Origin of the sequence: Amycolatopsis thailandensis (assembly GCF_002234405.1) — a bacterium.
GTDB lineage: Bacteria > Actinomycetota > Actinomycetes > Mycobacteriales > Pseudonocardiaceae > Amycolatopsis > Amycolatopsis thailandensis.
The window spans coordinates 1-22,796 of the sequence record NZ_NMQT01000026.1; the positions used below are offsets into that span (position 1 = coordinate 1).

The following is a 22,796-nucleotide window of genomic DNA, read 5'->3' on the forward strand; positions in this document are numbered from 1 at the left end:
GCACGGGTCAGGAGCAGTAGTCGGAGTAAATGCTGTTCAACCTCGTCAAGTTCCAGCAGGAAGACGAAAATCAGCGTGCCATTGACGAGTTGAGTGTCCCAGGTCGGTCGCACGGCGGCGGGCACGATCGTCGACGAATCTTTGGCAGGCGTTGATGCCCGCCCAACGCACCGAACTATGTCTACGACGGTGCGGGTCGCCTGACCGAGGCGTTCGTGACGGGTCACCACTACACCTACGACTACACCTCCTCGGCGTCCACGACCTGCCCGGCGGGAACGCAGGCCAACGCGGGCGTCAACACGAACCGCATGCGTCTGGTCGACGAGTCCGCGGCAGGAACTGCCGAAACCCGGTACTGCTACGACGCCGCCGACCGCCTGCTCGCGACACAGGGCGGCACCGGCCTATCCGGCTTCACCTACGACCGGGCGGGCAACACGACCGGATGGACGGCCGCCGACGGCGCCGTCACCACGCTCACCTGGGATGGATCCGACCGCAACACCGGGGTAAAGACCAGCGGCCCGGTCGCCGCCGCCAACGCCGAGGTCGCCTACACCCGGGACGCCACCGACCGCATCGTCCGGCGAGACCCGCGGAACTGCGACAACAACGCCGTAGCCCGCTACGGATTCACCGGCGACGGGGACGCTCCGGACCTCACCCTGGACGCCGCCAACCGGCTGCCCGGTGGCGTCCTCTACACCACGAAGGTCGGCAGCGATGGCGCGCTTACCCCGACGTACGACCATCCGTCGGTGCGTGGCGACCTGGTGCTGACGACCGACGCGTCCGGCCACCAGGTGGGCACACTGCGCGCCTTCGACCCGTATGGCCAGCCGTTGAGCAGTACCGGGGCCGTCGATCCCCGGGGTGTGCCCGACAACTCGCCCGGTTCGATGGACTACGGCTGGCTGGGCGAACACCAGCGAGCCTACGAACACGCGGGCGGGATCGCGCTGGTTCAGATGGGCGCGCGGCCTTATAGCCCTGTGCTCGGACGGTTCCTTTCGGTGGATCCCGAAGAGGGGGGCTCCGCGAACGATTACGACTACGTCGCCGGTGATCCCGTCAACAGTCTCGACCTCGACGGTCACGGCTGGTTCAGTTCGCTCGTCGGCGCGGTGACGCGGGTGGCACAGGTGGTTTCGTGGGTGCCGGGGCCGATCGGCTTGATCGCGAGCGGTGTCGCCGCGGTGGGCAACGCGATCCAGGGCAATTGGGGAGCGGCCGCCCAGTACGCGTTCGGGGCGCTCACCGGTGGCGCGTCCAAGTGGATCGGCGCGGTGAAGGCCGTCGGCCGGGTGGCTTCGAAGGCAGGCCGGTGGTTCACCGCGACTACTCGTTCAGCGAGCGCGGCAAGCCGAGCGAACAAGATCCTCCGCAAGGTCAAGATCGGTGGACAAGGCATCGGGTACAAGAGACACCGGATCGCTCTGCACGCTCCTCACGCCGTGAACAGGCGGTATTCCAAGCGCACCAAGCCGCATGTGGGACGATGGCACATCCACACCGGTAAGAAGCGGACGGCCAGGCGGGTGTTCCGGGTCTGGAGGAAGATTTGAGTGACCCGGTCGAGGTGATCGTCTTCCGCGACGAGCCCGGCGAGTTCGCTGACATGGCACCGGACTTCGTCGCGCGGGCCGGTGTGCCTCCGACTTTCGAGTCGCTGACGTTGCAGTGGCCGGAAGCTGCCGGGATCGAGGAGAAGCGAAGGCTGCTGAGGTTCGTGGCCACCGCGACCGGCGAAGGCCGGTCGCGGGTGGCCAGGCCCCTGGGAAAGCTCGATGCGGATGGCGAAGCTGATGGGCTGGCGTCGTTCTTGAGGGCGGTCGATGGCGATTCGTGGTGGCTCGGGGACGTGGCCATCGAATTCGACGCAGGGGACTCGACCGAGATGATCTGGTTTCCCGGCGGCGACGGCGTGCTTCTGCACATCGGGGCGGCGGCGAGCCTGCTCGACTTCACCGTCCTCCCGGCAATCCATGAGATCGCCATCGCCCTCGACTGGCAGCTCACAGTGCAGTGACCGATCCGCCCCGGCCGGCCTTGTCGATAGCCGTCGGTGGGGCGGGCCGTTACCGGCTTTGGCGGTCCGGCGGCACTCGCGCACCGGCACCCCGCCGATCCACACCGGACGGTCACCATCGGCGAGCTGGATGGCGGTTGGGACCTGGCCTCGAACCTGCGCCGCAACATCGAGAAGCGTCGTACCGGCGCCGCGGTTCTGGAGACCGTCCAGAAGGCGTCGGCTCCCCAGGACTCACGTGGCGGTTTCGCCCTGACGCCCGATCTGTTCGAGAAGGTAGCGGCGTTCGGCATCGTTGGCGGTGAGTTCGGCGGCGGTGCGGTATTCGGCCGCGGCTCGATCGTGGTCGCCGAGGCGGTCGTGGAGGTGGGCGCGGACAGCGTGGGTGCGCTGGGTGACGAGAGGGTCGTCGGTGAGATCGTGCTCGCGGTCGAGTTGGTCGAGGAGGGCGAGTCCTCGGCGGGGGCCGAAGGCTTCGGTGACGGCGACGACGCGGGCCAGGCGTACGGGAGCGGTGGGCTGAAGGCGCTCGAGCCAGAGGTAGAGGGCGGCGATCTGCGGCCAGTCGGTGGTCTGCGCTGATGCCGCTTGCGCGTGCGTGGACGCGATCGCCGCCTGGAGCTGATAGGGGCCGACGCGCTCTTGTCGCCAGGCATCGTCGATGAGCCGCCGCCCCTCGGCGATCATGCCCTGATCCCAGCGAGAACGATCCTGCTCGGGCAGGACGATGAGCCGGTCGTGCGGGTCGGTGCGGGCGTCGCGACGTGCATCGGTGAGCAGCATGAGCGCGAGGAGCCCCGCGACCTCGGCCTCGTCGGGGAGAAGGGTGTGGAGCATCCGGGTGAGCCGGATGGCTTCGGCGGTGAGATCGATGCGGGTGAGGCGGTCGCCGGCGGTGGCGGTGTAGCCCTCGTTGAAGATCAGGTACAGAACCCGCATCGCGACCGCGACGCGGCCGGCGAGGTCGTCGTCGCGGATGTGGAAGCGGGCGCCGGATTTCTTCAGGGTCTGCTTGGCGCGGCTGATCCGGGTGCCCATCGTGGTCTCGGCCGCGCCGTAGGCGTGCGCGATCTCCTCGGTGCTGAGACCACCGACCGCGCGCAAGGTCAGGGCGACCTGGGAGACCTCGCTGAGGGAAGGGTGGCAGCACAGCAACAGCACCTGCAGGCTGTCGTCATGGCCGATGACGACCGGGGCGGGCTGGGTGGGGTCGACGAGCACGGGATCGGCGTAGGCGGCGTCTTCCTCCCGGCGATGGGATGCCCGTTCGGAGCGGATCAGGTCGATCATCTTCCGGTAGCCGACGCGGATCAGCCAGCTGCGCGGCTCGTCCGGGATCCCCTCGCCGGGCCAGCGCTGGACGGCGACGAGGAGGGCCTCCTGCACGGCGTCCTCGGCGAGCTCGAACCGGCCGAACCGCCGCACAAGCGCCCCGAGCACGTGCGGCGTCTGCTCGCGCAGTACGTGCTCGACGCGCCGGGGCGGAGCCTGTGCCGAGTCGGGCATCACGCGAAGTCGTCGCCCATGATCGGCCGGATTTCGAAGGGCTCGCCGAGCACCTCGACGATGCGGGCGGTGATATCGCGGGCGCGTTCGAGACTGGCGACGTCGATGATGGCGAAGCTCGCGAGCACCTCTTTCAGCTCCGCGAACGGGCCATCGGTCGCGGTGACACCGGCGTCGGTCTTGCGGACGGTGACGGAGACCGCCGGGTGACCGAGTCCCTCGCTGAGGACGAACTCACCGGTCTCTCGCAGCTCGGCTTCGAACTTCTGATACGCGACGAACGCGTCCAGCGCCTCCTGGCTGGGCGCGTCGGCGGTGGCGGCATCCCATGCCTCGGCGGGCGTGTAGCTCAACAGCAGGTACTTCATGATCGTGGCTCCTCAACGGCACTGTCGTGTTTTCACGCTAGCGGTGGTCACGCCGATCGGCTCAGGACGAGGGCGTGAACCGTGACCCAGGTGTAGGCGATCAGCCCGGTGATCGCGATCTGGATGCTCGACTCGGTGGGAGAGGTCGGCAGCAGCAGCACGAGCGCGACCAGTCCGTTGCCGACCGCGGGCCGGACGTCACGAGTGCGGACGTGACGCACCAGCAGGGTGACGCATGCCCCGGCGAGTGCGACGAACGACAGGGCCGCGGCGGCGGTGTGCACGATCGAGTGCCACGACATGTCCACGACGCCGGAGGGGGCGCCCTCGGGGAAGCTGTTCTGCGGGTCCATCGTGAACAGGCCCGCGACGACGAATCCCGCGCCGAAGACCGTCAGGAAGATCGGCACCAGGCGTCGGCCGACTCCCTGGGTGACGAGCTGGCGATGAGCGACGGCGAGGGCGACCACGCCCAGGCCTGCCAGCACGAACGTAACCTGCTGGATCCAACCAGGTGTGCCGGTGGCGAGCTGGCTGAGCGGGTGGACGCCGATGTCGAACCCGGGCCGCGTCAGCGCCTGCGTCGCGGACGAGACGTAGAAGAAGGGCCCGGCAAGGGCCGCGGCCGCTAGCAAGGTCCGGGTGCGCGGGCGGTTGACCTGCCCGGTGTGGGTGGGCGTGTTCACGATGTGCTCCGTATCGGTTCGGTGTCGCCCCGATGGGGCGGCGTCGCCGGTACCTCGGAGCCGGGCAACCCGCTTCGACATGCCGCCGAGAAAACCTTCCTCGAACTTCTCGGGCGAGACGTGTCGAGAACCGCCCGCCTGCTCCGAGGTACCGGCGAGCGCGACCTGAACCGCGGTCGCACCGACAGATACGGAGCACACCCGTGACCGAGAACACCAGCAACGACAGCGCCGAGGACCACGGGCAGGACACCCCGGCCAAGCCCAGCGAACGCCTCCGCGCCCTCGACCGGCTCGTCGGCACCTGGACCGTTTCGGGCGGTGCCACCGGCACCGTCCGCTACGAGCCGGCGCTCGGCGGATTCTTCCTGATCCAGCACGTGGACCTGGAACAGTACGGCCAGGCCGTGACGGGGTTCGAGGTGATCGGACACCTGCACCCCTTCGGCGAGCCGGTCAGCGAGGAGGTCGCGTCCCGGTTCTACGACTCGCAGGGCAACACCTTCGACTACGTCTACGAACTCGACGGTGACACCCTCACCATCTGGGCAGGCGCCGCGGGCAGCCCCGCCTACTTCCGCGGCACCTTCACCGACGGCGGCACGGTCATGACCGGCGAGTGGGTCTATCCCGGCGGAGGCGGTTACTCCAGCGTCATGACCCGGCAGTAGCCGACCCGCGCGTGGCGCCGCCCGTCCCTCATCCGGTCGGCGTCACGCCGGGACGTACGGGAATCACACGAGGTTCAGCGCCAGCGCGAGAATACCGCCTGCCGTCGAGATCGCGGTCGAGCCGACGTGCATGCCGATCGAGAGACGGATGTCCTTCTTTTTCCATACGAACCAGGGGCCGGGGAAGAAAAAGATCAGCTTCGACACGAACGTCCACGGGGCCCAGAAGTGGTATAGCGAGAACAAGACCGTGGAGAGTATCGGCGCACCCGTGCCGAGGTGGGCGATGCGGGGCATGAGGAACCCGCGGAAGTAGAACTCCTCGATGAGCGGCAGCGAGATTCCGGTCAACGGCAGGCATATCGCCAGTGTGCCGAGGATGACCGAGCGGTCGTTGCCCGCGAGGTAGGTAGTGGCGCTGCCGCCCGCGTCGGCGAACGGGAGCCAGGTGAAGAAGTGGTCGAAGAGGAAGTTGTCCAGGGGGATGAGCGCGATCGAAAGCACCATCATCCACAAGAACAGGGGGATTGCCAGGGCGGCGACCTTGCCCCGGGACAGCGGCTTGCCGGTGTAGTGCAGCACGCCGCGCAAGGAGAATCGGCCGTTGTTCTTGTACCCCAGCCAGTACAGGCCCGCCATGAGCGGTCCGAGAACCAGGCACAGCGCGATCGCCCAACCCAGGAACACCGGATAACCGTTGGCCAGGACGAACGGCTCGGTGATCAGCAGATAGGCCGCGACGATCAGGGCGCCGGGGACCAGGTGCAGAGCGATGGACAACGGTAGCGAGTGCCGGTCGGCCAGCAGGCGCCTCGCCATCCCGTACGGGGGAGGGGATTCTCCTGCGGTTGTGGGCTTCTGCGTGTCATTCATACCGACGCATGGTGGCCGGAGCATCTGACACGGCACTGACACCGCCCTGACATGACCTTCGGTGAACTGATGAGCCTTGTCGTTGAAGGCTTCCTTTCGGAAGTCACACGGCGGCCGCGACCGGGCCTGCCGACGGTTTCGAACACGGTTGCGCCGGTCAGGTCGGGTTCGTTTGACCGTTCTCATGGGGGTGGGCACGGCCCAGGCGCCGGCAGCGGGCTCGCGTTATATAGAAGATTCAACACCGACGAAGGAGAAGCCTCCATGCCGCAGCAGATCATTGAGGCGTACCGCGCACGTTCTTCAGCGGAGATCGCCTCCGAGATCAACGAGACCTTGAAGAAGAATAAAGGCAAGCTCCGGGTGGACTCGATCGCCATGAGTGAGGTGGCCCCGCCCGGGAACGCCGCCTGGGTCAATGCGCTGGTGGTCTTCGAGTACATCCAGTGAGCTATTTTGAGGGGCAAGGCAAATGTGGCGTGATCGAGTCTCCTGCCGGGCAAGGCTTTCGCGGCCCGCCTGAACCGGCCCGCGGGAGCAGATCGCGACCTCGATCGTCCACCTGAGACACTTATTCCAGTTGGGGCGCCCGTTTTGGGTACTTTGTGTGGCTTTGCGGTGGGGTCGTGAGTGGTAAAGAGGGTTAGAACCCTCTTTACCACTCACGACCCCACGCAGAACGGCCCATTCGGGCATGAATCGGACGCTCAATCGCCACTAGGTGTCCCATATGGACACTCGGGCCGCGGCCGGCCCCGCTGTTGCCGAAGCAGGGCCCGACACTCGGACGGACCGACAGGTCACGACACTCGATGACGCGTCAGAGCAAGGGACTCATAATCCCTTGGCCGTCGGTTCGAGCCCGATCCGGCCCACTGCCTGGAGCTCTGCCGGGCAAAACCTCCGCGCGCCGTGCGAAGAGCAAGGGATCATCGGGATTCCCAACCAATCCATTGCGGACGAATTCCTCAGAACCGGGGAAGCTCCAAGAGGTTGTTCTTCCAGATCCCGTCCGCCCGGGTGCGGAGAAATTTCGGGCCGAAGGTCGGTTTGATGATCTCCACGGCCACCCGGTGGATTCCCTCATCCACATAGGCCTTCCCGTCGTCGTCCTCGAGCCAAGCCACGATCGCGGACACGAAACTCTCACCGGTCTCACCGCTGCCGGGGTTCACCCAGCGCAGTTTCGTGATGCTCTCGTGGAACTTCCCGCCTTCGAGCCGCGCTGCGATGATCTTGATGGCCATGGTGCTACCTCTTCGGCTGGGTGCCCTCTAAGCGAACAGGGGTAATGCGGTACTCGCCGTCTGCCCGCACCCCGTTACGCCCTCCGGCCGCCGTGCCTCGAACGTTACGAATTCGAGCGCGGGGCGCCGGTTCTGAGTCAGATGACGCAGACCGCGCCCGTTCCACCGTGTCAAAGTCCTCGCGCCGGCCGGAACACGTGCCGGAAAGAGAGGGGAACGGACATGTTTGCCGTCAAGAAAGCACTGGCCGCGATCGGAATCGCGTTGGCCCTGACCGGGTGCGCTCCGGAGCCGGCGCCGCGGGCGATGCCGCCGGCGCCCGCGTCGCCCTCGTCGTCCGCCGCCGACCCGGCCGCCACGGTGGCGTGGATGAACGGGTTCTGCGGTGCCGTCAAGGATTTCATCGACGGCAACAACAAGATGCCCGCGGCCGGTGGCGACACCGTCGAGGCGATCACGAAGAGCACCAGTGACCAGCTCGGGCACTACGCGTCCATCCTGGGCAAGACGGTCGACGGTCTCGGCGCGCTGCCTCCCGCGCCGGTCCCCGCCGCGGACACCGCCAAGGCGGACTTCCTCGGGAAGTACACCGCGGCGCGCGACAAGGTCGCGAAGGCGAAGGCGGATCTGGACGCGGCCAAAAGGAGTGACACGGCCGCGCAAGCCCGTGCCGTCGACGGGCTGATGGCCGCCCAGAAAGACGCGCACGGCGCGCTCGACCCGGTCAAGGCCGTACTGGACTCCCCGGAACTGACCAAGGCCGCGGCGACCGCCGAACGCTGCCGCCCGTGACTCGCGCGGTGCGGGCCCCTCGCGGTTCGAGGGGCCCGCACCGTCCGCTCAGTTGCCCAGTGAGCCGATGTTCTCGTTGGCCTGCGCGATGCCGTACTCTTCGGCGCTCGATTCCTTGATGAGCTTGCCGTCGACCTCGATGGTCACCTTGATGGCGCCCTTGCCGCTGCCTTGCGCCAGGATGCTCACCATTTGCAGAGACTTGCCGCCGGGCAGCTTGATCGTCTTCTCCCAGGGGAGCTTGACGTTGGCTTCCTGGTTGGTGGTGGTCATCCCGTCGGTCGTGTAGGTGATGTTGCCCGCTTTCGCGCCGCCGGTCCCGGTCACCCGGTAGACCACGGTGTGCTCGCCGGCCTGCTCTTTGGCGGGCTCCTGCACGGGTGCTCCCGCTTCGTTGCCCAGCGATGTACCAGGTGCGGACGGCGGTGCCGTCGGCAGCGAGTTCGCCGCGTCCACGACGGCCTTGCTGAACATGACGGTCCACAGAATGCAGATGACGAGGCCGACCGCGGACAAGATGATGCCGGTCAGTGCGAGGCCTTTGTTGGTGGCGGCGCCGCTTTTCGCCCTGGAGTAACCGACCCCGGCGAGAATGAGCCCGACGATGACGAGCGGCCAGGCGATGACGCCGATGAACGGAATCGGGGAGAACAGCAGTCCGACGAGTCCGAGAACGAACCCCGCGGTGCCCAACCCGTTACGCGGAGGCGCGGCTACGGGTGCCGCTTGATAGGGGTACGGGGAGGGAGTGGTCACGATGATCCTTTCGCCTGTCTTCGCGTGGAGATCGGTGTGACGTATTCCCGTGTTACGTCTCGTCGTGTGCGATTTTCGCGCGCGCCAAGAAGGCCGGACGTTACGAAAACGGCGTAACGATCAGACATCCGTGAATGGTTCATTCCTCCGCGAGAATCTTGCGAAGCCGTCCCAAAGCCCGGTGCTGCGCAACGCGAACGGCGCCCGCCGTCGATCCGACCACCCCGGCGGTCTCTTCCGCCGACAGACCGACGACGATCCGCAACACGACGATTTCCCGCTGCTTGTCCGGCAGGATTCGTAGCAGTTCGCCCATTCGGTCACTCAATTCGTTGTGCAGCGCGTGTTGCTCCGGACCGGCGGAATCCGAAATGCCGTCGGGGATCTCGGCGACGGGTTCGGAGCGGTTGCGGGCGGCGGCCCGGCGGGCGTCGGCGACCTTGTGCTGGGCGATGCCGTAGACGAAAGCGAGAAAGGGCCGTCCTCGTTCGCGATAGGTGGGCAGGGCCCGGAGAATCGCCACACAGACCTCCTGCGCGACGTCGTCGGCCGAGACGTAGGTCCGCTCCTGTCTGCCGATCCGCGCCCGGCAGTAGCGGATCACGAGCGGGCGGATGGTGGTCAGCAGGTGGTTCAGCGCCCGCCGGTCGCCGCGTCCGGCGGCCGCGACGGGTTCGTCGAGGGTGTACCAGTGGGACGGTGTCGCCTGTTCGGGCTCCGCCTCGGCGGGGGCGCCCGGCTCGACCAGCGAGAGTTCCCGGATCATCGCGCGGTTTTTGATCCGGGTCAGGGTGTCTTCGCTGTCGAGCCCGACGCGCAGCGCGTCGATGAAGGCGTCGTTGGCGCTGTCCAGGCGCTCGGCGGACTCCGGGTCGTGCTCCTCCAGGCGGTCCCGCGCGTGCCGCAAGGTCGCGCTCACCGAATCGTCCGCGATTCCGAGGATCCTGGCGATCTCCCGGGGCGTGAAGCCGTCCAGCGCCCAGGCCATGCCGAGCTGCTGGCGTTTCGGCAGCCGCCCCAGCGTGGTCAGGACGGAGGACGATTCGGCGGCGAGAACGGTGAGTTTGTCCTCGCGGCCGGCGTCGGCGAAGGCCCAGTCGGCCCGGACCGCGGTCTGCTCCTTCGCCCTCCGGTGCCCGACCCGGCGGACCCACGACTTCGGCTGGGTGATGGTCCGCCAGTCCTCGTAGGCGTTGAGCATCGCTTCCGCGGCCGCGTCCCGCGCCGGGTCGAGCGCGAACCCCGCCTTGCACAAGAAGCCGGTGAGCAGCGGAAATTCGGCGTGGAAGAACTCGTCGAACCCGTCGTGGCCCATCACCCGCACTCACCGCTCTCAGCCGCCTGACGCGAATGCCCTCACCAGAACAGGTGCAGCGAGCGAGCCGCTGAGTGTAACGATTCGGTGAAGGTGATGTTTGCGGCCCGTACCTGGGTGGATACCCGGCGGCGAGCGGAAGTCGTTTGACGCGGAAGGGAAAATCGGAAAACAAGGAGGTGATAGGAAAATGGAACCGAGGATTGTGGGTGACCTGGGTGAGGCCGCTTGCCGCGGTGAGGATCCCGAACTGTTCTTTCCGGTCACCGAAACCGGTCCCGGCGCCAGGCAGGCCGCCAGGGCGAAGGCCGTTTGCGCCCGGTGCCCGATCGTTTCGGCGTGCCTGGCCTATGCCGTGGACAACGGGCTGGCCCATGGCGTTTTCGGCGGGCTGACCAGTGATGAGCGGCGCCGTCTGACTCGCGTCGGCAACGCCGCCTGAAAACCACTCGATCACGCGACTGAATTCCCCTGGGGTTTTGGCGCGCGCGAAAAGAGGGGCCCGGTTCGGCGAACCGGGCCCCTCTCTCGTGGTGGGTCAGGCGACGGCGTCGGCGGCCGTCTCCTCGGCCAGCCGCTCGTTGCCCGACTGGGTCTTGAGCGGCTTGTGCTTGAGGAAGGCGACGGCGACGATGACCAGCAGCGCGATCGGCGCGCTGATCAGGAACAGCTCGCTGGTCGCTTCCCCGTAGGCGTCGCGGACGACGTTCGCGACCGGTTCGGGCAGCGTGGCGATGTTCGGCACCGCGCCGCCTTCGCCGCCACCGGGCAGCGGCCCGAGGTCCTCGATGATCAGCGCGGTGACCCGGTTCGCCAGCACCGCGCCCAGCGCGCTCACCCCGATCGAGCCGCCGAGGCTGCGGAAGAACGACAGCGTCGAGGTCGCCGTGCCGAGGTCGTGCGCGTCGACGTCGTTCTGCGACACCAGGACCAGGTTCTGCATCAGCATGCCGACGCCGACTCCCAGGACGACCATGTACGCGCCGAGCACGACGAGGTTCGTCTTCGAGTCGAGCGTGCCCAGCAGAGCGAGGCCGACGGTCATCAGGGTCGCGCCGAGCAGCAGGTGGCTCTTCCACTTGCCGGTCCGGCTGATCAGCTGGCCCGAGACCGTGGAGGACACGAGGATGCCGAAGATCATCGGCAGGCTCAGCAGCCCGGCCACCGTCGGCGACTTGCCGAGCGAAAGCTGGAAGTACTGCGACAGGAACACGGTCCCGCCGAACATCGCGACACCGACCAGGAAGCTCGCGAGGGTGGTCAGGCTGACCGTGCGGTTGCGGAACAGGCCCAGCGGGAGGATCGGCTCGGCCACCTTCGACTCGACGTAGACGGCGAGGGCGAGGATGACCACACCGGCCGTCACCAGGCCGACGGTCCACCACGAGCCCCACGCGAACTGGTGCCCGGCCAGCGAGGACCAGACCAGCAGGGTCGAGACGCCCGCCATGATCAGGAACGCGCCGAGATAGTCGACCTTCACGTCACGCCGGATCGTCGGCAGTTTCAGGGTGCGTTGCAGCAGCAGGATCGCCGCGACCGCGAACGGGACACCCAGGAAGAAGCACCAGCGCCAGCCGAGCCAGGAGGTGTCCACCATGACGCCGCCGATCAGCGGGCCGGCGATGGTCCCGACGGCGAACACGGCGCCGAAGATCCCCGAGTACTTGCCGAGTTCCCGCGGCGAGACGATGGCGGCCATGATCACCTGCGCGAGCGCGGTGAGCCCGCCCGCGCCGATGCCCTGCGCGACCCGGCTGGCGATCAGGAGTTCGATGTTGCCCGCGAACCCAGCCACCAGCGAGCCGACCACGAACAGCCCGAGCGAGAGCTGGATCAGCAGTTTCTTGTTGTACAGATCGGAAAGCTTGCCCCAGAGCGGAACCGTCGCGGTCATCGCGAGCAGTTCGGTGGTGACCACCCAGGTGTAGGAGGCCTGCGAGCCGCCCAGTTCGGAGACGATGCGCGGCAGCGCGTTCGCGACCACCGTCGAGGCGAGGATGGCGACGAACATGCCCATCATCAGCCCCGACATCGCTTCGAGGACCTGTTTGCGGCCCATCGAGCCCGCCGGGGCCTCCGGTTCTCGTGGTTCGGTCGTGGATACGGACATGGGTGTCCCCCTTCGTGTTCCGGTGAGGCCGGGCGCGTCAGCGCGCGCGGCCGCCGGGCTCGGGGAGCCCGGCGAGAAGCAAATCGACGGCTTCGTCCAGCAGCGCGAGCGCGGACACCCGGCCGTCGTGCTGATACCAGTGCCTGAGCGCCGCGTTGATGACGCCGCCGAGCGTGGACAACAGCAACGTCGGGTACAGATCGGCCTCGGGGTCGAGCCCGGTACGACGCGCGATCGCCTCGATCGTCGGCGCGACCGTGTCGTGGTTCATCGCCACCGCGCGTGAATGCAGGGTGGGGTTGTCATGGATCGCCTTCATCCGGCCGAGCCACTCTTCGCGGTTCTCGTCGACTTGGGCGAAGTCCTCTTTCAACGCGTCCACGAAGGCACGCGGGGTGCTGACTTCCTTCGGCGTGGCAAGGAATTTCTCGATGATGCGCTGTGACCGCTCGGCGTTGTCGGCGTGCGCGATGACGACAGCGTCCTCTTTGGACGGGAAGTAGTTGAAGAACGTCCGCGGCGAAACCCCCGCCGCCGCGCTGATGTCCTCGACCGTCACGTTGTCCAGACCGCGTTCGGCGACGAGCCGGACGGCGGTGGTCGCCAGCGCGCGGTGGGTATCCAGCCGTTTGCGCTCGCGGAGGCCTTTGACGGGTTCGGGCATGAGCAAGACGATACGCCTAAAGATGCAGATACTGCAAAATTGCAGTTTGTGAACCGTGCCACTCGTGGACGGCCCGCTCGCGCCTGGCAGACTGCGGCGGGTGAGCGGAACGGTGCTGGTACTGGGCGGACGGAGCGAGATCGGCCTCGCGGTGGCGGAGCGGCTCGCCAAGGGCGGGGCGCGCGAGATCGTGCTGGCCGCGCGGCGGAGCGCGGACCTCGGCGCGGAGTCCGAGCGGCTGCGGGCCGCGGGGGCGGAGAAGGTCGGCGTCGTCGAGTTCGACGCCGACGACCTGGCGGGGCACGGTCCTTTTCTGGACAAGGTCGTCGCGGAACACGGTCCGCTGGACGTCGTCGTCACCGCTTTCGGGATCCTCGGCGACCAGGCGCGTGCCGAAGCCGATGCCGGGCACGCCGTCGCGATCGTGCACACCGACTATGTGGCTCACGTGAGTGTGCTGACTCAGGTGGCCAATGTGCTTCGTGAGCAAGGAAGCGGAAGCCTCGTGGTGTTCTCGTCGGTCGCCGGGGTGCGGGTCCGGCGGGCGAACTACGTCTACGGATCGGCGAAAGCGGGCCTCGACGGCTTCGCGAGCGGCCTGGCCGACGCGTTGCACGGCACCGGCGTGCACCTGCTGCTCGTCCGGCCCGGCTTCGTGATCGGCCGGATGACCGAGGGCATGTCGCCCGCGCCGTTCTCGAGCACACCAGATCAGGTCGCCGACGCGACGGTCGCGGCACTGGGGAAGCGCCGGGAAACGGTGTGGGTGCCGGGGCTCCTGAGGCTCGTGTTCGCGGTGATGCGCGTGGTACCGCGGGCGCTCTGGCGCCGGATGCCACGCTAGGAAGCGCTGAGCGATCATCCCGGCACACGGTGTCGCGACCGGTTGTCTGCTTGGTCACTTCGGCTGGGCCGATCGGGCTTTAAGACCCGTTCATGACAAGTTTCTCAGCTAATTCCCAGCTAACGCGGTGATCCTCGAACACGGGGGATCATTCACGAAAGCGGGGAGAAGGTCGTGCTGCTCACGTCGCGAGGACGGCGGATCGGCGGCCGTGTCGCACTGGGCCTGGTGTCGGCGGCGGTACTGGGGGCCACGGGCTACGCGTGGACCCAGTTGAGCCGTTTGGACGCGGGGATCGTCACGGCCGACGTGATCGCGCCGTCCGCGCAGGTGCCCGACAGCCCGGCGGGCGAGCCGCTGCGGGTGGCGCAGAACATCCTGCTCGTGGGCATCGACTCGCGGACCGACACCAACGGGAATCCGTTGCCGCAGAACGTCCTCGACACGTTGCACGCCGGAAGCGGCGACGACGGCGGTGACACCACCGACACCATGATCGTGGTCCACATCCCGGCGGGCGGCGCCGCGGCGACGGCCATCTCCATCCCGCGTGATTCCTATGTGGACATCGCGGGCGGTTTCGGCAAGCACAAGATCAACTCGGCGTACAGCCGCGGCAAGAACGCCGCGATGAGCTCCCTGCGCGCACAGGGATTGACCGGCCCGCAGCTCGAGGTCAAGGCCAACGAGGCGGGCGCCAAACTCACCATCCAGACGATCGAGCAGTTCACCGGGCTGTCGATCAACCACTACGCGGCGGTCAACCTCGCCGGGTTCTCCGCGCTGAGCGAAGCCGTCGGCGGCGTCGAGGTCTGCCTCAACGAACCGGTGCAGGACAAGTTCTCCGGGGCTTCGTTCCCCGCGGGCAAGCAGCTGCTCTCCGGCCCGCAGGCGCTCGCCTTCGTGCGGCAGCGGCACGGGCTGCCCAGCGACCTCGACCGCATCGCGCGGCAGCAGGCGTTCCTTTCGAGCATGGCCAAAACCGTCCTCGACGCCGGGACGTTCACCGATCCCACCAGGCTGAGCGCGCTGATCGGCGCGATCCAGGGTTCGGTCGTGCTCGACCGCGGCTGGGAGGTGCTGAACTTCGCGCAGCAGCTGCGAGGGATGAGCTCGGGAGCGCTCCATTTCCAGACGATCCCCGTCCAGAGCCTTTCCCTGCCGACGCCGTCCGACGGCGACGCGGTGAAGGTGGATCCGGCCCAGGTGAAGGCGTTCGTGAAGGCCGCGCTGACGTCGACGACCGTCGCCGCGGTGGGAGAGCCGACCGGGGGAATCGGGGTCAAGCCGGTGGCGGCGACCTCGTCCGCCGCCGCTCCGCCTTCGTCGTCCACCGCGTCCTCCTCGTCTTCCAAGCCGCCCGCGTCGGTCGGCTGCGTCAACTGAGCCCGCCGCGTTTAGTCCTCTGAATGCGGCGTTCGGCCGCCCTGGAACTTTTCCAAGATTCTTTTGAACCGCATCCCGCCGCTGTCCGTGTCGATGGCGTAGGGGAGTTCCAGACAGCCTGGAACCCAGGGTGCAGGGGAGAAGGAATCGTGCTCAGCAAGAAAAAGCTCGGCAAGAAGGCCGTGTCGATCGCCGTGTTCGCCACCGCCGGGGCGTTGTCGCTCGCGGCCTGTGGCACACAGGAAGCCACGCCGCGACAGGAATCCGCGTCGGTCGAGCAGGCCGCCACCGAGTTGTCCTTTCTCAGCGGGACCGCGAAGGCCAACAACGCGCAGCCCAAGACCGGTGACTGGGCGACGGGTTCCGACGGCACGCCCAACACCGCGGAGCAGAGCGTCGCCCGCAAATGGGTGCAGCTCAAGGCGGCCAAGGCGGGGAACCTCGATCCGGTGGTCGTCAACGGCGCGGACTTGACGTTGTACCGCTTCGACAAGGACACCGCCAAGCCGTCGAAGTCGACCTGCGACGGCGACTGCGCCAAGACCTGGCCGCCGGTGCTGGTCACGCCCGGAAGCAAGGTCTTCCTCGCGGGGATCAGGAAATCCGCCGTCGGCACGGTCAAGCGCGACGACGGGACCTTGCAGCTGACCGTCGGCGGCTGGCCCGCCTACCGGTTCGCGAAGGACACCAAGCCGGGCGACACGCTCGGACAGGGCGTCGGCGGAACGTGGTTCGGGCTCGCGCCGAACGGCCAGAAGGCGCAGAACGGGCGGCCGGAAGAGAGCACGTCTCCGCAGAAGCCCGCGTCCAGCGCGATCCTGTTCGACGGCAAGAACTTCAGTGACGACGAGCCGTCGCAAGGGCTTGCGGGCAAGGGCTGCCAGAACGTCGCCCGCCAGGACGTGACGTCGTCGGTCTCCGCCTCCGGTTCGCTCAAGCTGTGGTCCGAAAAGGACTGCAAGGGCAAGTCACTCGTCATCGACGGTGATGTCAAGGATCTTGCGAAGCTCGGCTTCGACAACACGGTCAGTTCGCTCTTCTTCGGTTGACAGACGACAGAGACGGGAATGGTGTGATGAAGCGTCGGTCCGGCTGGGCGATCGTGGTGAGCCTGTCTCTGTTCCTCACCGGTTGTGCCGCGACGGTAGGGGGAGCGGCACAACCGGTGGACCCCACCCGCGTCGCCGGGCTCGAGGTCACCGACGGCCCGAGTGGTCTCAAGCCCGACGTGCTCGACGCCGCTCTCCCTGTCGACGGCGGGGACGGCGGTGAGATCGACAAGCTCGCGGCGAACGCCGTCGCCGACGTCCAGCGGTATTGGCGGGAGCACCTGCCGGCGGTCTTCAACCGCGATTTCCGGCCGTTGGCCAACCTCGCTTCGTACGATTCGGCGGGGCCTGGCCGTGAGATCTGCGGAGCCTCGACGGCCGGACTGGTGAACGCCTTCTACTGCGCGGGAGAGGACGTCGTCGCGTGGGATCGCGGGGAACTGCTGCCGATGCTCAACGACTCCCTCGGCCCGGCGGCTCTCATGGCCGTGCTCGCGCACGAGATCGGCCACGCCGTCCAGTTCCGGCTCGGACTGCCGGCCGCGACACCGTCGATCGTCAAGGAACAGCAGGCCGATTGCTACACCGGGGCTTACTTCCGCTGGGTCGCCGAGGGCAGGTCGCCGATGTTCCGGGTCTCCACCGGCCGCGGGCTCAACGAGGTGCTCACCGCGTTGTTCCAGATCCGTGACTCGGCCGGGGTCGCCTTTTCCGATGACGGCGCGCACGGCAACGCGTTCGACCGGGTTTCCGCGTTCCAGTTCGGCTTCACCGACGGGCCAGCCCGCTGCGCGAAGATCGACGAGCGGGAGATCGAGGGCCGCAGTACCCAAGGCGGCTTCGGATCGGCCGCGGCGAACGAACGAGCGGCGGCGGTGAACGTCCGCCTCGACAACCGTGAGGCGCTGGCCGACCTGACCACCAGCCTCCGGCAGGCCTTCCGGCTCGCGGCGACCCCGCCGACGCTCACCACCGGAGCGGCTTGCGGCGTGACGACGGAGGACGCGCTCGCGTCGTACTGCTCGGAGTCGAACCAGATCAACCTCGACCTCGATGGTCTCGTGCGCATCGGGACCCCGCCGCGCAAGGGGCGGCAGGGCGGCATCGGTGACTTCGCCGCGTTCGCCGAGGTCGCGTCGCGCTACACCCTCGCCGTCCAGCAGGAGGGCGGGTTCCGGCTCGACGGCCCGGTGGCCGCGCAGCGCACGGCGTGCCTCACCGGCTACTGGGCCTCGACCATCGCGGACGGCAAGCGCGGGTCGCTCACGTTGTCGCCGGGCGACCTCGACGAAGCCATCGCGGAGATGCTGACGCGGAACAGCCTGATCGCGGCGGACGTCCGGGGCCGGACCCTCCCGGCCGGTTTCGCCAGGGTCGCCGCCTTCCGCGACGGTTTCTCCTCCGGCACCCAAGACACCTGCGGCACCAAGTACCGCTGACGCGAGTCCGTGAAGGCCTCCTTCCCTACCCTCAAGGTAGTGAAGGAGGCCTTCACGGACAGACCGTCAGATCACACGAAGGCGCTCTGGCCGGTGATGGCCTTCCCGACGATCAGCGTGTTCATCTCCCGGGTGCCTTCGAACGAGTAGATCGCCTCGGCGTCGGTGAAGAACCGCATGATGTCGTTGTCCAGCACGATCCCGTTGCCACCGAAGATCTCCCGGCCCCAGGCGACGACCTCCCGCATCCGCGAGGTCACGAAAGCCTTCGCCAGCGACGAGTGCTCGTCCTTGAAGATCCCGGCGTCCTGCAACCGGGCGAGCTGCACCAGCATGCCCCAAGACGCGGTGATGTTGCCGAGGCTCTTCACCAGCAGGTCCTGCACCAGCTGGAACCGGGCGATCGGACGGCCGAACTGCTTGCGCTCCTTGGCGTAGTCCAGCGCGAGTTCGTACGCGCCGATCATCACGCCCAGCGCCTGCCAGGCCACCCCGCCCCGGGTCGCGCGAAGGATCTCGGCGACGTCGCGGAACGAGTCGATGCGCTGCAACCGGTTGGCCTCCGGCACCCGGACGTCGGTCAGCGTGATCTCCGCGTTCTCCACGATCCGGAACGCGAACTTGTTCTCGATCTTCACCGGGACGAAACCCGGCGAGTCCTTCTCGACCACGAAACCCTTGACGTTGTTGTCGTCCACGTCGCGGGCCCACACGATGACCAGGTCGGCGAAGGTCGCGTTGCCGATCCACTTCTTGGCACCGTTCAGGATCCAGGTGTCGCCGTCCCGCTTGGCTGTCGTGCGCATGCCGCCCGCGACGTCGGAACCGCCGAGCGGCTCGGTCATCGCGAAAGCGCCGATCTTGTCCATCGCCGCCATCGACGGGAGCCAGCGGTCGCGCTGCTCCTGGTCGCCGCCCGAGTAGATGCTGTACATCGCGAGTCCGTTGTGGACACCGAAGAACGTCGCCACGGACGGGTCCGTGCGGGTCATCTCCATCGCCATCATGCCGCTGAGCAGGTGGCTCGTGGCCGGGAGGTGCTCGCCGTAACCCTCGTAGGGCAGCCCGGCGAGGCCGAGTTCGCGGAACTTGCCGACGAGCTCGTGCGGGAACTCGCCCTTGGCCCAGTTCTCGTTCACGAGCGGCTTGACCTCGGTGCGCATGAAGTCACGCGCCTTGAGCAGCAGCTTGCGCTCCTCCTCGGGCAGCAGGGCTTCGTAGTCGTAGAAGTCGGCGATCAGTTGCTCTTCCATGTCAGTTCTCCTCCTTGGCGGCGGTGTCCAAAGCGGACAGCACCGCGAGCTGCTTGCGGTCGCGCGTCTCGGCGAGTTCCGAGTACGTGGAGGAGCCGTAAGCGGATTCCACGGCTTCGATGAGCCGTTCCTGTTCTTCCGGGGACTGCGAGGGCTGCCCGAGACCGGCCCACATCTTCTTCATCGATTTGCCGATGTGTTCGGCCATGTGCCGGTAACCGCCGGGGCCGCCGCCCAGATGCGAGCCGAGGAACGGTCCGACGGTCGACCAGCGGATGCCGAGCGAGTTGGTCATCACCGCGTCCAGTTCGGACGGTGACACGACACCCTGTTCCACCAGGTAGATCGCCTCGCGGCTCAGCGCGTTCTGGAGCCGGTTTCCGACGAACCCGGGGATCTCCTTGCGCTCCACCACCGGCGTGCGGCCGACGAACCGGTAGAACTCGACGGCGCGGTCCACCGACTCGGCGCCGGTGCGCTCACCCGGTACGACCTCGACCAGCGGGATCAGGTGCGGCGGGTTGAACGGGTGTCCGATCAGGACTCGCGACGCGTCGTCGAGGTCGGTCGCGAACGCCGTCGAGGGAATCGCCGAAGACGAGCTGAGCAGCAGCGCGTGCGATGGCGCCTCGCGGATCAGGGTCGCGAACAGGTCCTTTTTGAACTCGACGCTCTCGGGTCCGTTCTCCTGCACGACATCCGCGTGCCGGACGGCTTCGGTGACATCGGCGGCGAGGTGGACGCGAGGGGTGAGGTCCGCGACGTCCCGGCCGAGATGCGGGGCGAACGCCTCCAGCGCGCCGGCGACGGCGTCGGCGAGGTCCGGCCGCGGGTCCGAAACCCAGACTTCCATTTCGTGCGCGGCGAACAACGCCGTCCACGACAGGCCGATCGTGCCCGCGCCGATCACCGCGGCGGTGCGGAAAGTCATGACCGTGCTCCCTTCAGGTAGTCGAAGACCGGCTTGACCGGGGCGAGCGTCAGGTCGGTGAGGATGTGGCTCGCGGAGACGACCTCCAGCACCGGGAGATCGGCGAGCGGGGCCAGGACGTGCTGGAACAGTTGCAGCCGAGCCGGTCCGGTCCACGCTTCCTTGACCACCACGTCGGTGATCTCGGTGCGGACCAGTTCGAAGACCCGGGGCGAACCGTCGTAGTCCGGGATGGTCTTGAGCATGAACGTCGGCACGGTGATCTGCGCTTCGGCCTCGCGGACGTCCAGCCGGTGGTGCTTGTAGCCCATGGTCGCGGTGGCGACCCGCTGGCTGCCGTAGTCGAGCGTTCCGACGAGCGCGCCGTTCTCGGCGAACAGCCTCGGCGAGCCGATGGTCTTCGGGTAGGCGCTGATCTCGCGGCCGGACGCGGTGGCCGGGAAGTTGTCGAGGTACATCGCGTGCAGGTACTCGCCGCGCTCGCCCTCGAAGCTCACCGGGATCGCCTGGCCGGACTCGGTGTAGGGCCCGTAGCCGCTGACGTCGCCCATCTTCATCACCTCGAACCGCACCAGCGGCTCGTCGATTTCCAGGGGTTCCGGGACGACGGCGCGCAGGGCGTCGGCGTCGGTGCGGTAGACGATGTTCAGGTACTCGCGGTTCGTGAACCTGGGCACCACCGGCGCGTACGCCGGGTTCGTGAGCGGGGTGGTCACGTGCCGGAGGACTTCTTGCTGCTTCATTTCACTCACCGGTCCAGTTGGGAGCGCGGCGCTCGGCGAAGGCCTGCATGCCCTCGCGGACGTCGGCCGACTTCATCAGCGCCGGCATCGCCGAACGCTGGGAGGCAAACGCTTGCGCGGCCGGGACGCCGTCGGCGGCGCGGACGATCTTCTTGACCAGGGCCAGCGCCAGGGGAGCGTTGGCGGCGATCTGGTCGGCCAGTTGCAGGGCGACGGCGGCGGCCTCGCCGCTCGGGACGACCCGGTTCACCAGCCCCAGCTCTCCGGCACGACCGGCGCCGATCGGCTCGCCGGTGAGCAGGAACTCCATCGCCAGGTGATGCGGGATCCGCTTCGGCAGCCGGATCACGCCACCACCGGCGGCGATCAGCCCGCGCCTCACCTCGGGCAGCCCGAACTTCGCGTCCTCGGCGGCGACGATCAGATCGCAGCCCAGCGCCAGTTCGAACCCGCCGCCCATGGCCCAGCCTTCGACGGCCGCGATCAGCGGCTTCGACAGCTCGGCCTCGGTCAGCCCACCGAACCCGCGGCCGGGGATCTCCGGCGACTCGCCCTGCAGTGCCGCCTTGAGGTCCATTCCGGCGCTGAACGAGCCGTCCGCGCCGGTCAGGACGCCGGCTCGCAGGCCGGGATCGGTTTCCAGAAGGTCGAGAGCTTCCGCCAGGCCCGCCGCGACGGCGGCGTTCACCGCGTTGCGGGCCCGCGGCCGGTCGATCGTGATCAGCAGCGTGGTGCCGACCCGTTCTGTCCGTACTTCGTTGGTGCTCATGGTTCTTTCCTCAGCGGGTGGTGGCGAGTTCGCGCAGGACGTCTTCGGTGTCCTGGCCCGGCAGGGGAGCCAGGCGCCGGACCGAACCGGGGGTCGCGGAGAACTTCACCGGGATGCCGATGGTGCGGATCGAGCCCTCGCTCGGGTGCTCGACGACGTCGAGCAGGTGGCCGTCGCGGACGTATTCGTCGTCGTGCGCTTTGTCCAGTTCGAGGACCGGCGCCATCGGGATGCTGTGCTTCGCGCAGACCTCGGTCCACTCTTCGGTGGTCAGTGCCGGGGCGCACTCGGCGATCATCCCGGCGAGCGCCTCGTGGTCGGCGCCGTCGATCGCGTCGCCGTTGACCCGCGGGTCCTCGGCCAGTTCCGGCCGTCCGGCGGCGTGGAAGAAGTCGCGGAAGTTCTGCGGGTTGTACGGGATCACGCAGGCCATGCCGTCCTTGGTGTGCACGGCCTGGTGCCCGGGGTTCATCGACGGGCCGAAACCGGTCGGGCTCTCCGCGGGCTCGAACACGTGCCCGGCCAGGTGCTCGACCAGGTTGAACGCGATCAGCGTGTCGGTCATCGGGATCTCCACCCGCTGGCCCTCGCCGGTCTTGTCGCGGTGCACCAGCGCCGCGAGGACGGTGTACGCGATGGTCAGGGAGGAGACCTTGTCGCCGATGATCGTCGGCAGGTAGACCGGCTTGCCCAGCGCGCGGTTCGCGACGTCGACCAGGCCGGACGACGCCTGCACGGTCTCGTCGTAGGCGGCGTGGCCCGCGCGGTCGGAGTCGCCGCGGAAGCCTTGGGCGTGGGCGTAGACGAGGCCGGGGTTCCGCGCGGCGACGTCGGCGTAGTTCATGCCGAGCCTGCTCAGCGCGCCCGGTCGCATGTTCGTGATCAGCACGTCGGCGGTGTCGATCAGTTCGAGGGCCTGCTCGCGCTGCTCCTCGTCCTTGAGGTTGAGGGCGACGCTGCGCTTGTTGCGGTTCACGTTCAGGTTGAGCGGCGTCATCCCCGGCGTCGTGCGGAACTTGCCGACCCGCACGGTGTCGGCTGGGGACTCGATCTTGATCACGTCGGCGCCGAGGTCGCCGAGGATCTGCGCGGCGTACGGGCCCATGACGACCGTCGAGAGGTCGATCACGCGAACGCCGTCCAGCGGTCCGGTAGCGTGTTCCGTCATTTTGCTTCCTTTCGCCGTTGTTCGCTCTACAACCGAAGTTAGGCGCGAATAGCGGGAAAGGGAATGATCAAGAAGCGAAGAATGGTATGACCACGGTGGTCATACCATTTATTGTCCGAATTGGACGCGTTTGCACTGGGCCGGGGTGGTCGTGAGTGGTAAGTGTCGTTCTAACGACACTTACCACTCAC

Annotated in this window: 24 protein-coding genes and 1 tRNA gene; 11 read left to right on the forward strand and 14 right to left on the reverse strand. The window is 67.7% G+C overall.

The window, feature by feature from the left end; all coding sequences use genetic code 11:
• Positions 1-215 precede the first annotated feature (215 nt).
• Entirely contained in the window at positions 216-1,568 is a 1,353-nt protein-coding gene (locus CFP71_RS08450; RefSeq protein WP_244199600.1) for an RHS repeat-associated core domain-containing protein, read from the forward strand.
• The gene (locus tag CFP71_RS08455) at positions 1,565-2,032 is read left to right on the forward strand and encodes a hypothetical protein (protein ID WP_093933275.1); all 468 of its coding nucleotides are present in this window, start codon (positions 1,565-1,567) and stop codon (positions 2,030-2,032) included. The genes CFP71_RS08450 and CFP71_RS08455 overlap by 4 nt, the downstream gene beginning before the upstream one ends.
• Before the next feature lie 234 nt (positions 2,033-2,266).
• Here the strand turns inward: CFP71_RS08455 and CFP71_RS08460 are convergent, their stop codons facing one another.
• Genes CFP71_RS08460 through CFP71_RS08470 form a run of 3 tightly spaced genes read right to left on the reverse strand, consistent with a single transcriptional unit; the run spans position 2,267 to position 4,592 of the window.
• Complete coding sequence (locus tag CFP71_RS08460) at positions 2,267-3,538, reverse strand: RNA polymerase sigma factor (protein ID WP_093933276.1); 1,272 nt, start codon at positions 3,536-3,538, stop codon at positions 2,267-2,269.
• Entirely contained in the window at positions 3,538-3,906 is a 369-nt protein-coding gene (locus tag CFP71_RS08465; protein WP_093933277.1) for a YciI family protein, read from the reverse strand. The genes CFP71_RS08460 and CFP71_RS08465 overlap by 1 nt, the downstream gene beginning before the upstream one ends.
• Before the next feature lie 47 nt (positions 3,907-3,953).
• Entirely contained in the window at positions 3,954-4,592 is a 639-nt protein-coding gene (locus CFP71_RS08470) for a DUF998 domain-containing protein (RefSeq protein ID WP_244199601.1), read from the reverse strand.
• A 203-nt stretch (positions 4,593-4,795) separates the two neighbouring features.
• On the opposite strand from CFP71_RS08470, the gene CFP71_RS08475 reads away from it, so the two are divergent.
• The gene (locus tag CFP71_RS08475; RefSeq protein WP_093933278.1) at positions 4,796-5,263 is read left to right on the forward strand and encodes a hypothetical protein; all 468 of its coding nucleotides are present in this window, start codon (positions 4,796-4,798) and stop codon (positions 5,261-5,263) included.
• 63 nt (positions 5,264-5,326) lie between these two features.
• Here the strand turns inward: CFP71_RS08475 and CFP71_RS08480 are convergent, their stop codons facing one another.
• Entirely contained in the window at positions 5,327-6,082 is a 756-nt protein-coding gene (locus CFP71_RS08480) for a CPBP family intramembrane glutamic endopeptidase (RefSeq protein ID WP_244199602.1), read from the reverse strand.
• A gap of 105 nt (positions 6,083-6,187) precedes the next feature.
• Between CFP71_RS08480 and CFP71_RS43410 the strand changes: the two genes are divergently transcribed.
• Together CFP71_RS43410 and CFP71_RS44085 are read left to right on the forward strand one after the other, a co-directional pair.
• Positions 6,188-6,586, forward strand: coding sequence for a hypothetical protein (locus tag CFP71_RS43410; protein ID WP_143267051.1), 399 nt, complete (start codon positions 6,188-6,190; stop codon positions 6,584-6,586).
• Between the two features lie 322 nt (positions 6,587-6,908).
• Positions 6,909-7,011: transfer RNA gene (locus CFP71_RS44085), tRNA-Met, on the forward strand.
• Positions 7,012-7,104: 93 nt separating this feature from the next.
• On the opposite strand, the gene CFP71_RS08490 is transcribed toward CFP71_RS44085, so the two are convergent.
• Positions 7,105-7,383, reverse strand: a complete 279-nt coding sequence (locus CFP71_RS08490) for a DUF3892 domain-containing protein (RefSeq protein WP_016332568.1) — start codon at positions 7,381-7,383, stop codon at positions 7,105-7,107.
• 222 nt (positions 7,384-7,605) lie between these two features.
• Here CFP71_RS08490 and CFP71_RS08495 point away from each other — a divergent pair, with 222 nt between their 5' ends.
• Positions 7,606-8,175 (forward strand): hypothetical protein, encoded by a 570-nt coding sequence (locus tag CFP71_RS08495; protein WP_093933281.1) that lies wholly within the window; start codon positions 7,606-7,608, stop codon positions 8,173-8,175.
• A gap of 48 nt (positions 8,176-8,223) precedes the next feature.
• On the opposite strand, the gene CFP71_RS08500 is transcribed toward CFP71_RS08495, so the two are convergent.
• Entirely contained in the window at positions 8,224-8,931 is a 708-nt protein-coding gene (locus CFP71_RS08500; RefSeq protein ID WP_093933282.1) for a DUF4190 domain-containing protein, read from the reverse strand.
• A 139-nt stretch (positions 8,932-9,070) separates the two neighbouring features.
• Positions 9,071-10,246, reverse strand: a complete 1,176-nt coding sequence (gene shbA, locus CFP71_RS45320; RefSeq protein ID WP_093933283.1) for an RNA polymerase sigma factor ShbA — start codon at positions 10,244-10,246, stop codon at positions 9,071-9,073.
• Between the two features lie 190 nt (positions 10,247-10,436).
• Between shbA and CFP71_RS08510 the strand changes: the two genes are divergently transcribed.
• Positions 10,437-10,688 carry a WhiB family transcriptional regulator gene (locus CFP71_RS08510; protein WP_093933284.1) on the forward strand — a complete coding sequence of 84 codons (252 nt, stop codon included), beginning with the start codon at positions 10,437-10,439 and terminating at the stop codon, positions 10,686-10,688.
• 96 nt (positions 10,689-10,784) lie between these two features.
• Here CFP71_RS08510 and CFP71_RS08515 read toward each other — a convergent pair whose 3' ends face one another.
• Both CFP71_RS08515 and CFP71_RS08520 read right to left on the reverse strand, forming a co-directional pair.
• Complete coding sequence (locus tag CFP71_RS08515) at positions 10,785-12,308, reverse strand: MDR family MFS transporter (RefSeq protein ID WP_093933285.1); 1,524 nt, start codon at positions 12,306-12,308, stop codon at positions 10,785-10,787.
• Between the two features lie 88 nt (positions 12,309-12,396).
• On the reverse strand, positions 12,397-13,023 hold the full coding sequence (locus CFP71_RS08520) for an acyl-CoA-like ligand-binding transcription factor (RefSeq protein ID WP_093933286.1): 627 nt from the start codon (positions 13,021-13,023) through the stop codon (positions 12,397-12,399).
• A gap of 100 nt (positions 13,024-13,123) precedes the next feature.
• On the opposite strand from CFP71_RS08520, the gene dprE2 reads away from it, so the two are divergent.
• From dprE2 to CFP71_RS08540, 4 genes are all read left to right on the forward strand, one after another.
• Positions 13,124-13,867 carry a decaprenylphospho-beta-D-erythro-pentofuranosid-2-ulose 2-reductase gene (gene dprE2, locus CFP71_RS08525; RefSeq protein WP_093933287.1) on the forward strand — a complete coding sequence of 248 codons (744 nt, stop codon included), beginning with the start codon at positions 13,124-13,126 and terminating at the stop codon, positions 13,865-13,867.
• Positions 13,868-14,041: 174 nt separating this feature from the next.
• Positions 14,042-15,253 (forward strand): LCP family protein, encoded by a 1,212-nt coding sequence (locus CFP71_RS08530; RefSeq protein ID WP_093933288.1) that lies wholly within the window; start codon positions 14,042-14,044, stop codon positions 15,251-15,253.
• 149 nt (positions 15,254-15,402) lie between these two features.
• Positions 15,403-16,302, forward strand: coding sequence for a hypothetical protein (locus CFP71_RS08535; RefSeq protein ID WP_093933289.1), 900 nt, complete (start codon positions 15,403-15,405; stop codon positions 16,300-16,302).
• Positions 16,299-17,741, forward strand: a complete 1,443-nt coding sequence (locus tag CFP71_RS08540) for a neutral zinc metallopeptidase (RefSeq protein WP_279629216.1) — start codon at positions 16,299-16,301, stop codon at positions 17,739-17,741. The genes CFP71_RS08535 and CFP71_RS08540 overlap by 4 nt, the downstream gene beginning before the upstream one ends.
• A 71-nt stretch (positions 17,742-17,812) precedes the next feature.
• Here the strand turns inward: CFP71_RS08540 and CFP71_RS08545 are convergent, their stop codons facing one another.
• Genes CFP71_RS08545 through CFP71_RS08565 form a run of 5 tightly spaced genes read right to left on the reverse strand, consistent with a single transcriptional unit; the run spans position 17,813 to position 22,605 of the window.
• Positions 17,813-18,994 carry an acyl-CoA dehydrogenase family protein gene (locus CFP71_RS08545; protein WP_093933291.1) on the reverse strand — a complete coding sequence of 394 codons (1,182 nt, stop codon included), beginning with the start codon at positions 18,992-18,994 and terminating at the stop codon, positions 17,813-17,815.
• 1 nt (position 18,995) lies between these two features.
• Complete coding sequence (locus tag CFP71_RS08550) at positions 18,996-19,925, reverse strand: 3-hydroxyacyl-CoA dehydrogenase NAD-binding domain-containing protein (protein ID WP_093933292.1); 930 nt, start codon at positions 19,923-19,925, stop codon at positions 18,996-18,998.
• A complete protein-coding gene (locus CFP71_RS08555) occupies positions 19,922-20,668 on the reverse strand; it encodes an acetoacetate decarboxylase (RefSeq protein ID WP_093933293.1) in 747 nt (248 codons plus the stop codon). Before CFP71_RS08555 ends, CFP71_RS08550 begins: the two co-directional genes overlap by 4 nt.
• A 1-nt stretch (position 20,669) precedes the next feature.
• On the reverse strand, positions 20,670-21,437 hold the full coding sequence (locus CFP71_RS08560; protein WP_093933294.1) for a crotonase/enoyl-CoA hydratase family protein: 768 nt from the start codon (positions 21,435-21,437) through the stop codon (positions 20,670-20,672).
• A 10-nt stretch (positions 21,438-21,447) separates the two neighbouring features.
• Entirely contained in the window at positions 21,448-22,605 is a 1,158-nt protein-coding gene (locus CFP71_RS08565) for a CaiB/BaiF CoA transferase family protein (protein ID WP_093933295.1), read from the reverse strand.
• Positions 22,606-22,796 lie beyond the last annotated feature (191 nt).

Coding starts and splice junctions, on each gene's coding strand:
- CFP71_RS08480 (WP_244199602.1), bottom strand. CDS start 6,082: ATGGCGAGGCGCCTGCTGGCCGACCGGCACTCGCTACCGTTGTCCATC.
- CFP71_RS08550 (WP_093933292.1), bottom strand. CDS start 19,925: ATGACTTTCCGCACCGCCGCGGTGATCGGCGCGGGCACGATCGGCCTG.
- CFP71_RS08555 (WP_093933293.1), bottom strand. CDS start 20,668: ATGAAGCAGCAAGAAGTCCTCCGGCACGTGACCACCCCGCTCACGAAC.
- CFP71_RS08495 (WP_093933281.1), top strand. CDS start 7,606: ATGTTTGCCGTCAAGAAAGCACTGGCCGCGATCGGAATCGCGTTGGCC.
- CFP71_RS08490 (WP_016332568.1), bottom strand. CDS start 7,383: ATGGCCATCAAGATCATCGCAGCGCGGCTCGAAGGCGGGAAGTTCCAC.
- CFP71_RS08565 (WP_093933295.1), bottom strand. CDS start 22,605: ATGACGGAACACGCTACCGGACCGCTGGACGGCGTTCGCGTGATCGAC.
- shbA (WP_093933283.1), bottom strand. CDS start 10,246: ATGGGCCACGACGGGTTCGACGAGTTCTTCCACGCCGAATTTCCGCTG.
- CFP71_RS08560 (WP_093933294.1), bottom strand. CDS start 21,437: ATGAGCACCAACGAAGTACGGACAGAACGGGTCGGCACCACGCTGCTG.
- CFP71_RS08510 (WP_093933284.1), top strand. CDS start 10,437: ATGGAACCGAGGATTGTGGGTGACCTGGGTGAGGCCGCTTGCCGCGGT.
- CFP71_RS08520 (WP_093933286.1), bottom strand. CDS start 13,023: ATGCCCGAACCCGTCAAAGGCCTCCGCGAGCGCAAACGGCTGGATACC.
- CFP71_RS08515 (WP_093933285.1), bottom strand. CDS start 12,308: ATGGGCCGCAAACAGGTCCTCGAAGCGATGTCGGGGCTGATGATGGGC.
- CFP71_RS08545 (WP_093933291.1), bottom strand. CDS start 18,994: ATGGAAGAGCAACTGATCGCCGACTTCTACGACTACGAAGCCCTGCTG.
- CFP71_RS08460 (WP_093933276.1), bottom strand. CDS start 3,538: ATGCCCGACTCGGCACAGGCTCCGCCCCGGCGCGTCGAGCACGTACTG.
- CFP71_RS08465 (WP_093933277.1), bottom strand. CDS start 3,906: ATGAAGTACCTGCTGTTGAGCTACACGCCCGCCGAGGCATGGGATGCC.
- CFP71_RS43410 (WP_143267051.1), top strand. CDS start 6,188: ATGACCTTCGGTGAACTGATGAGCCTTGTCGTTGAAGGCTTCCTTTCG.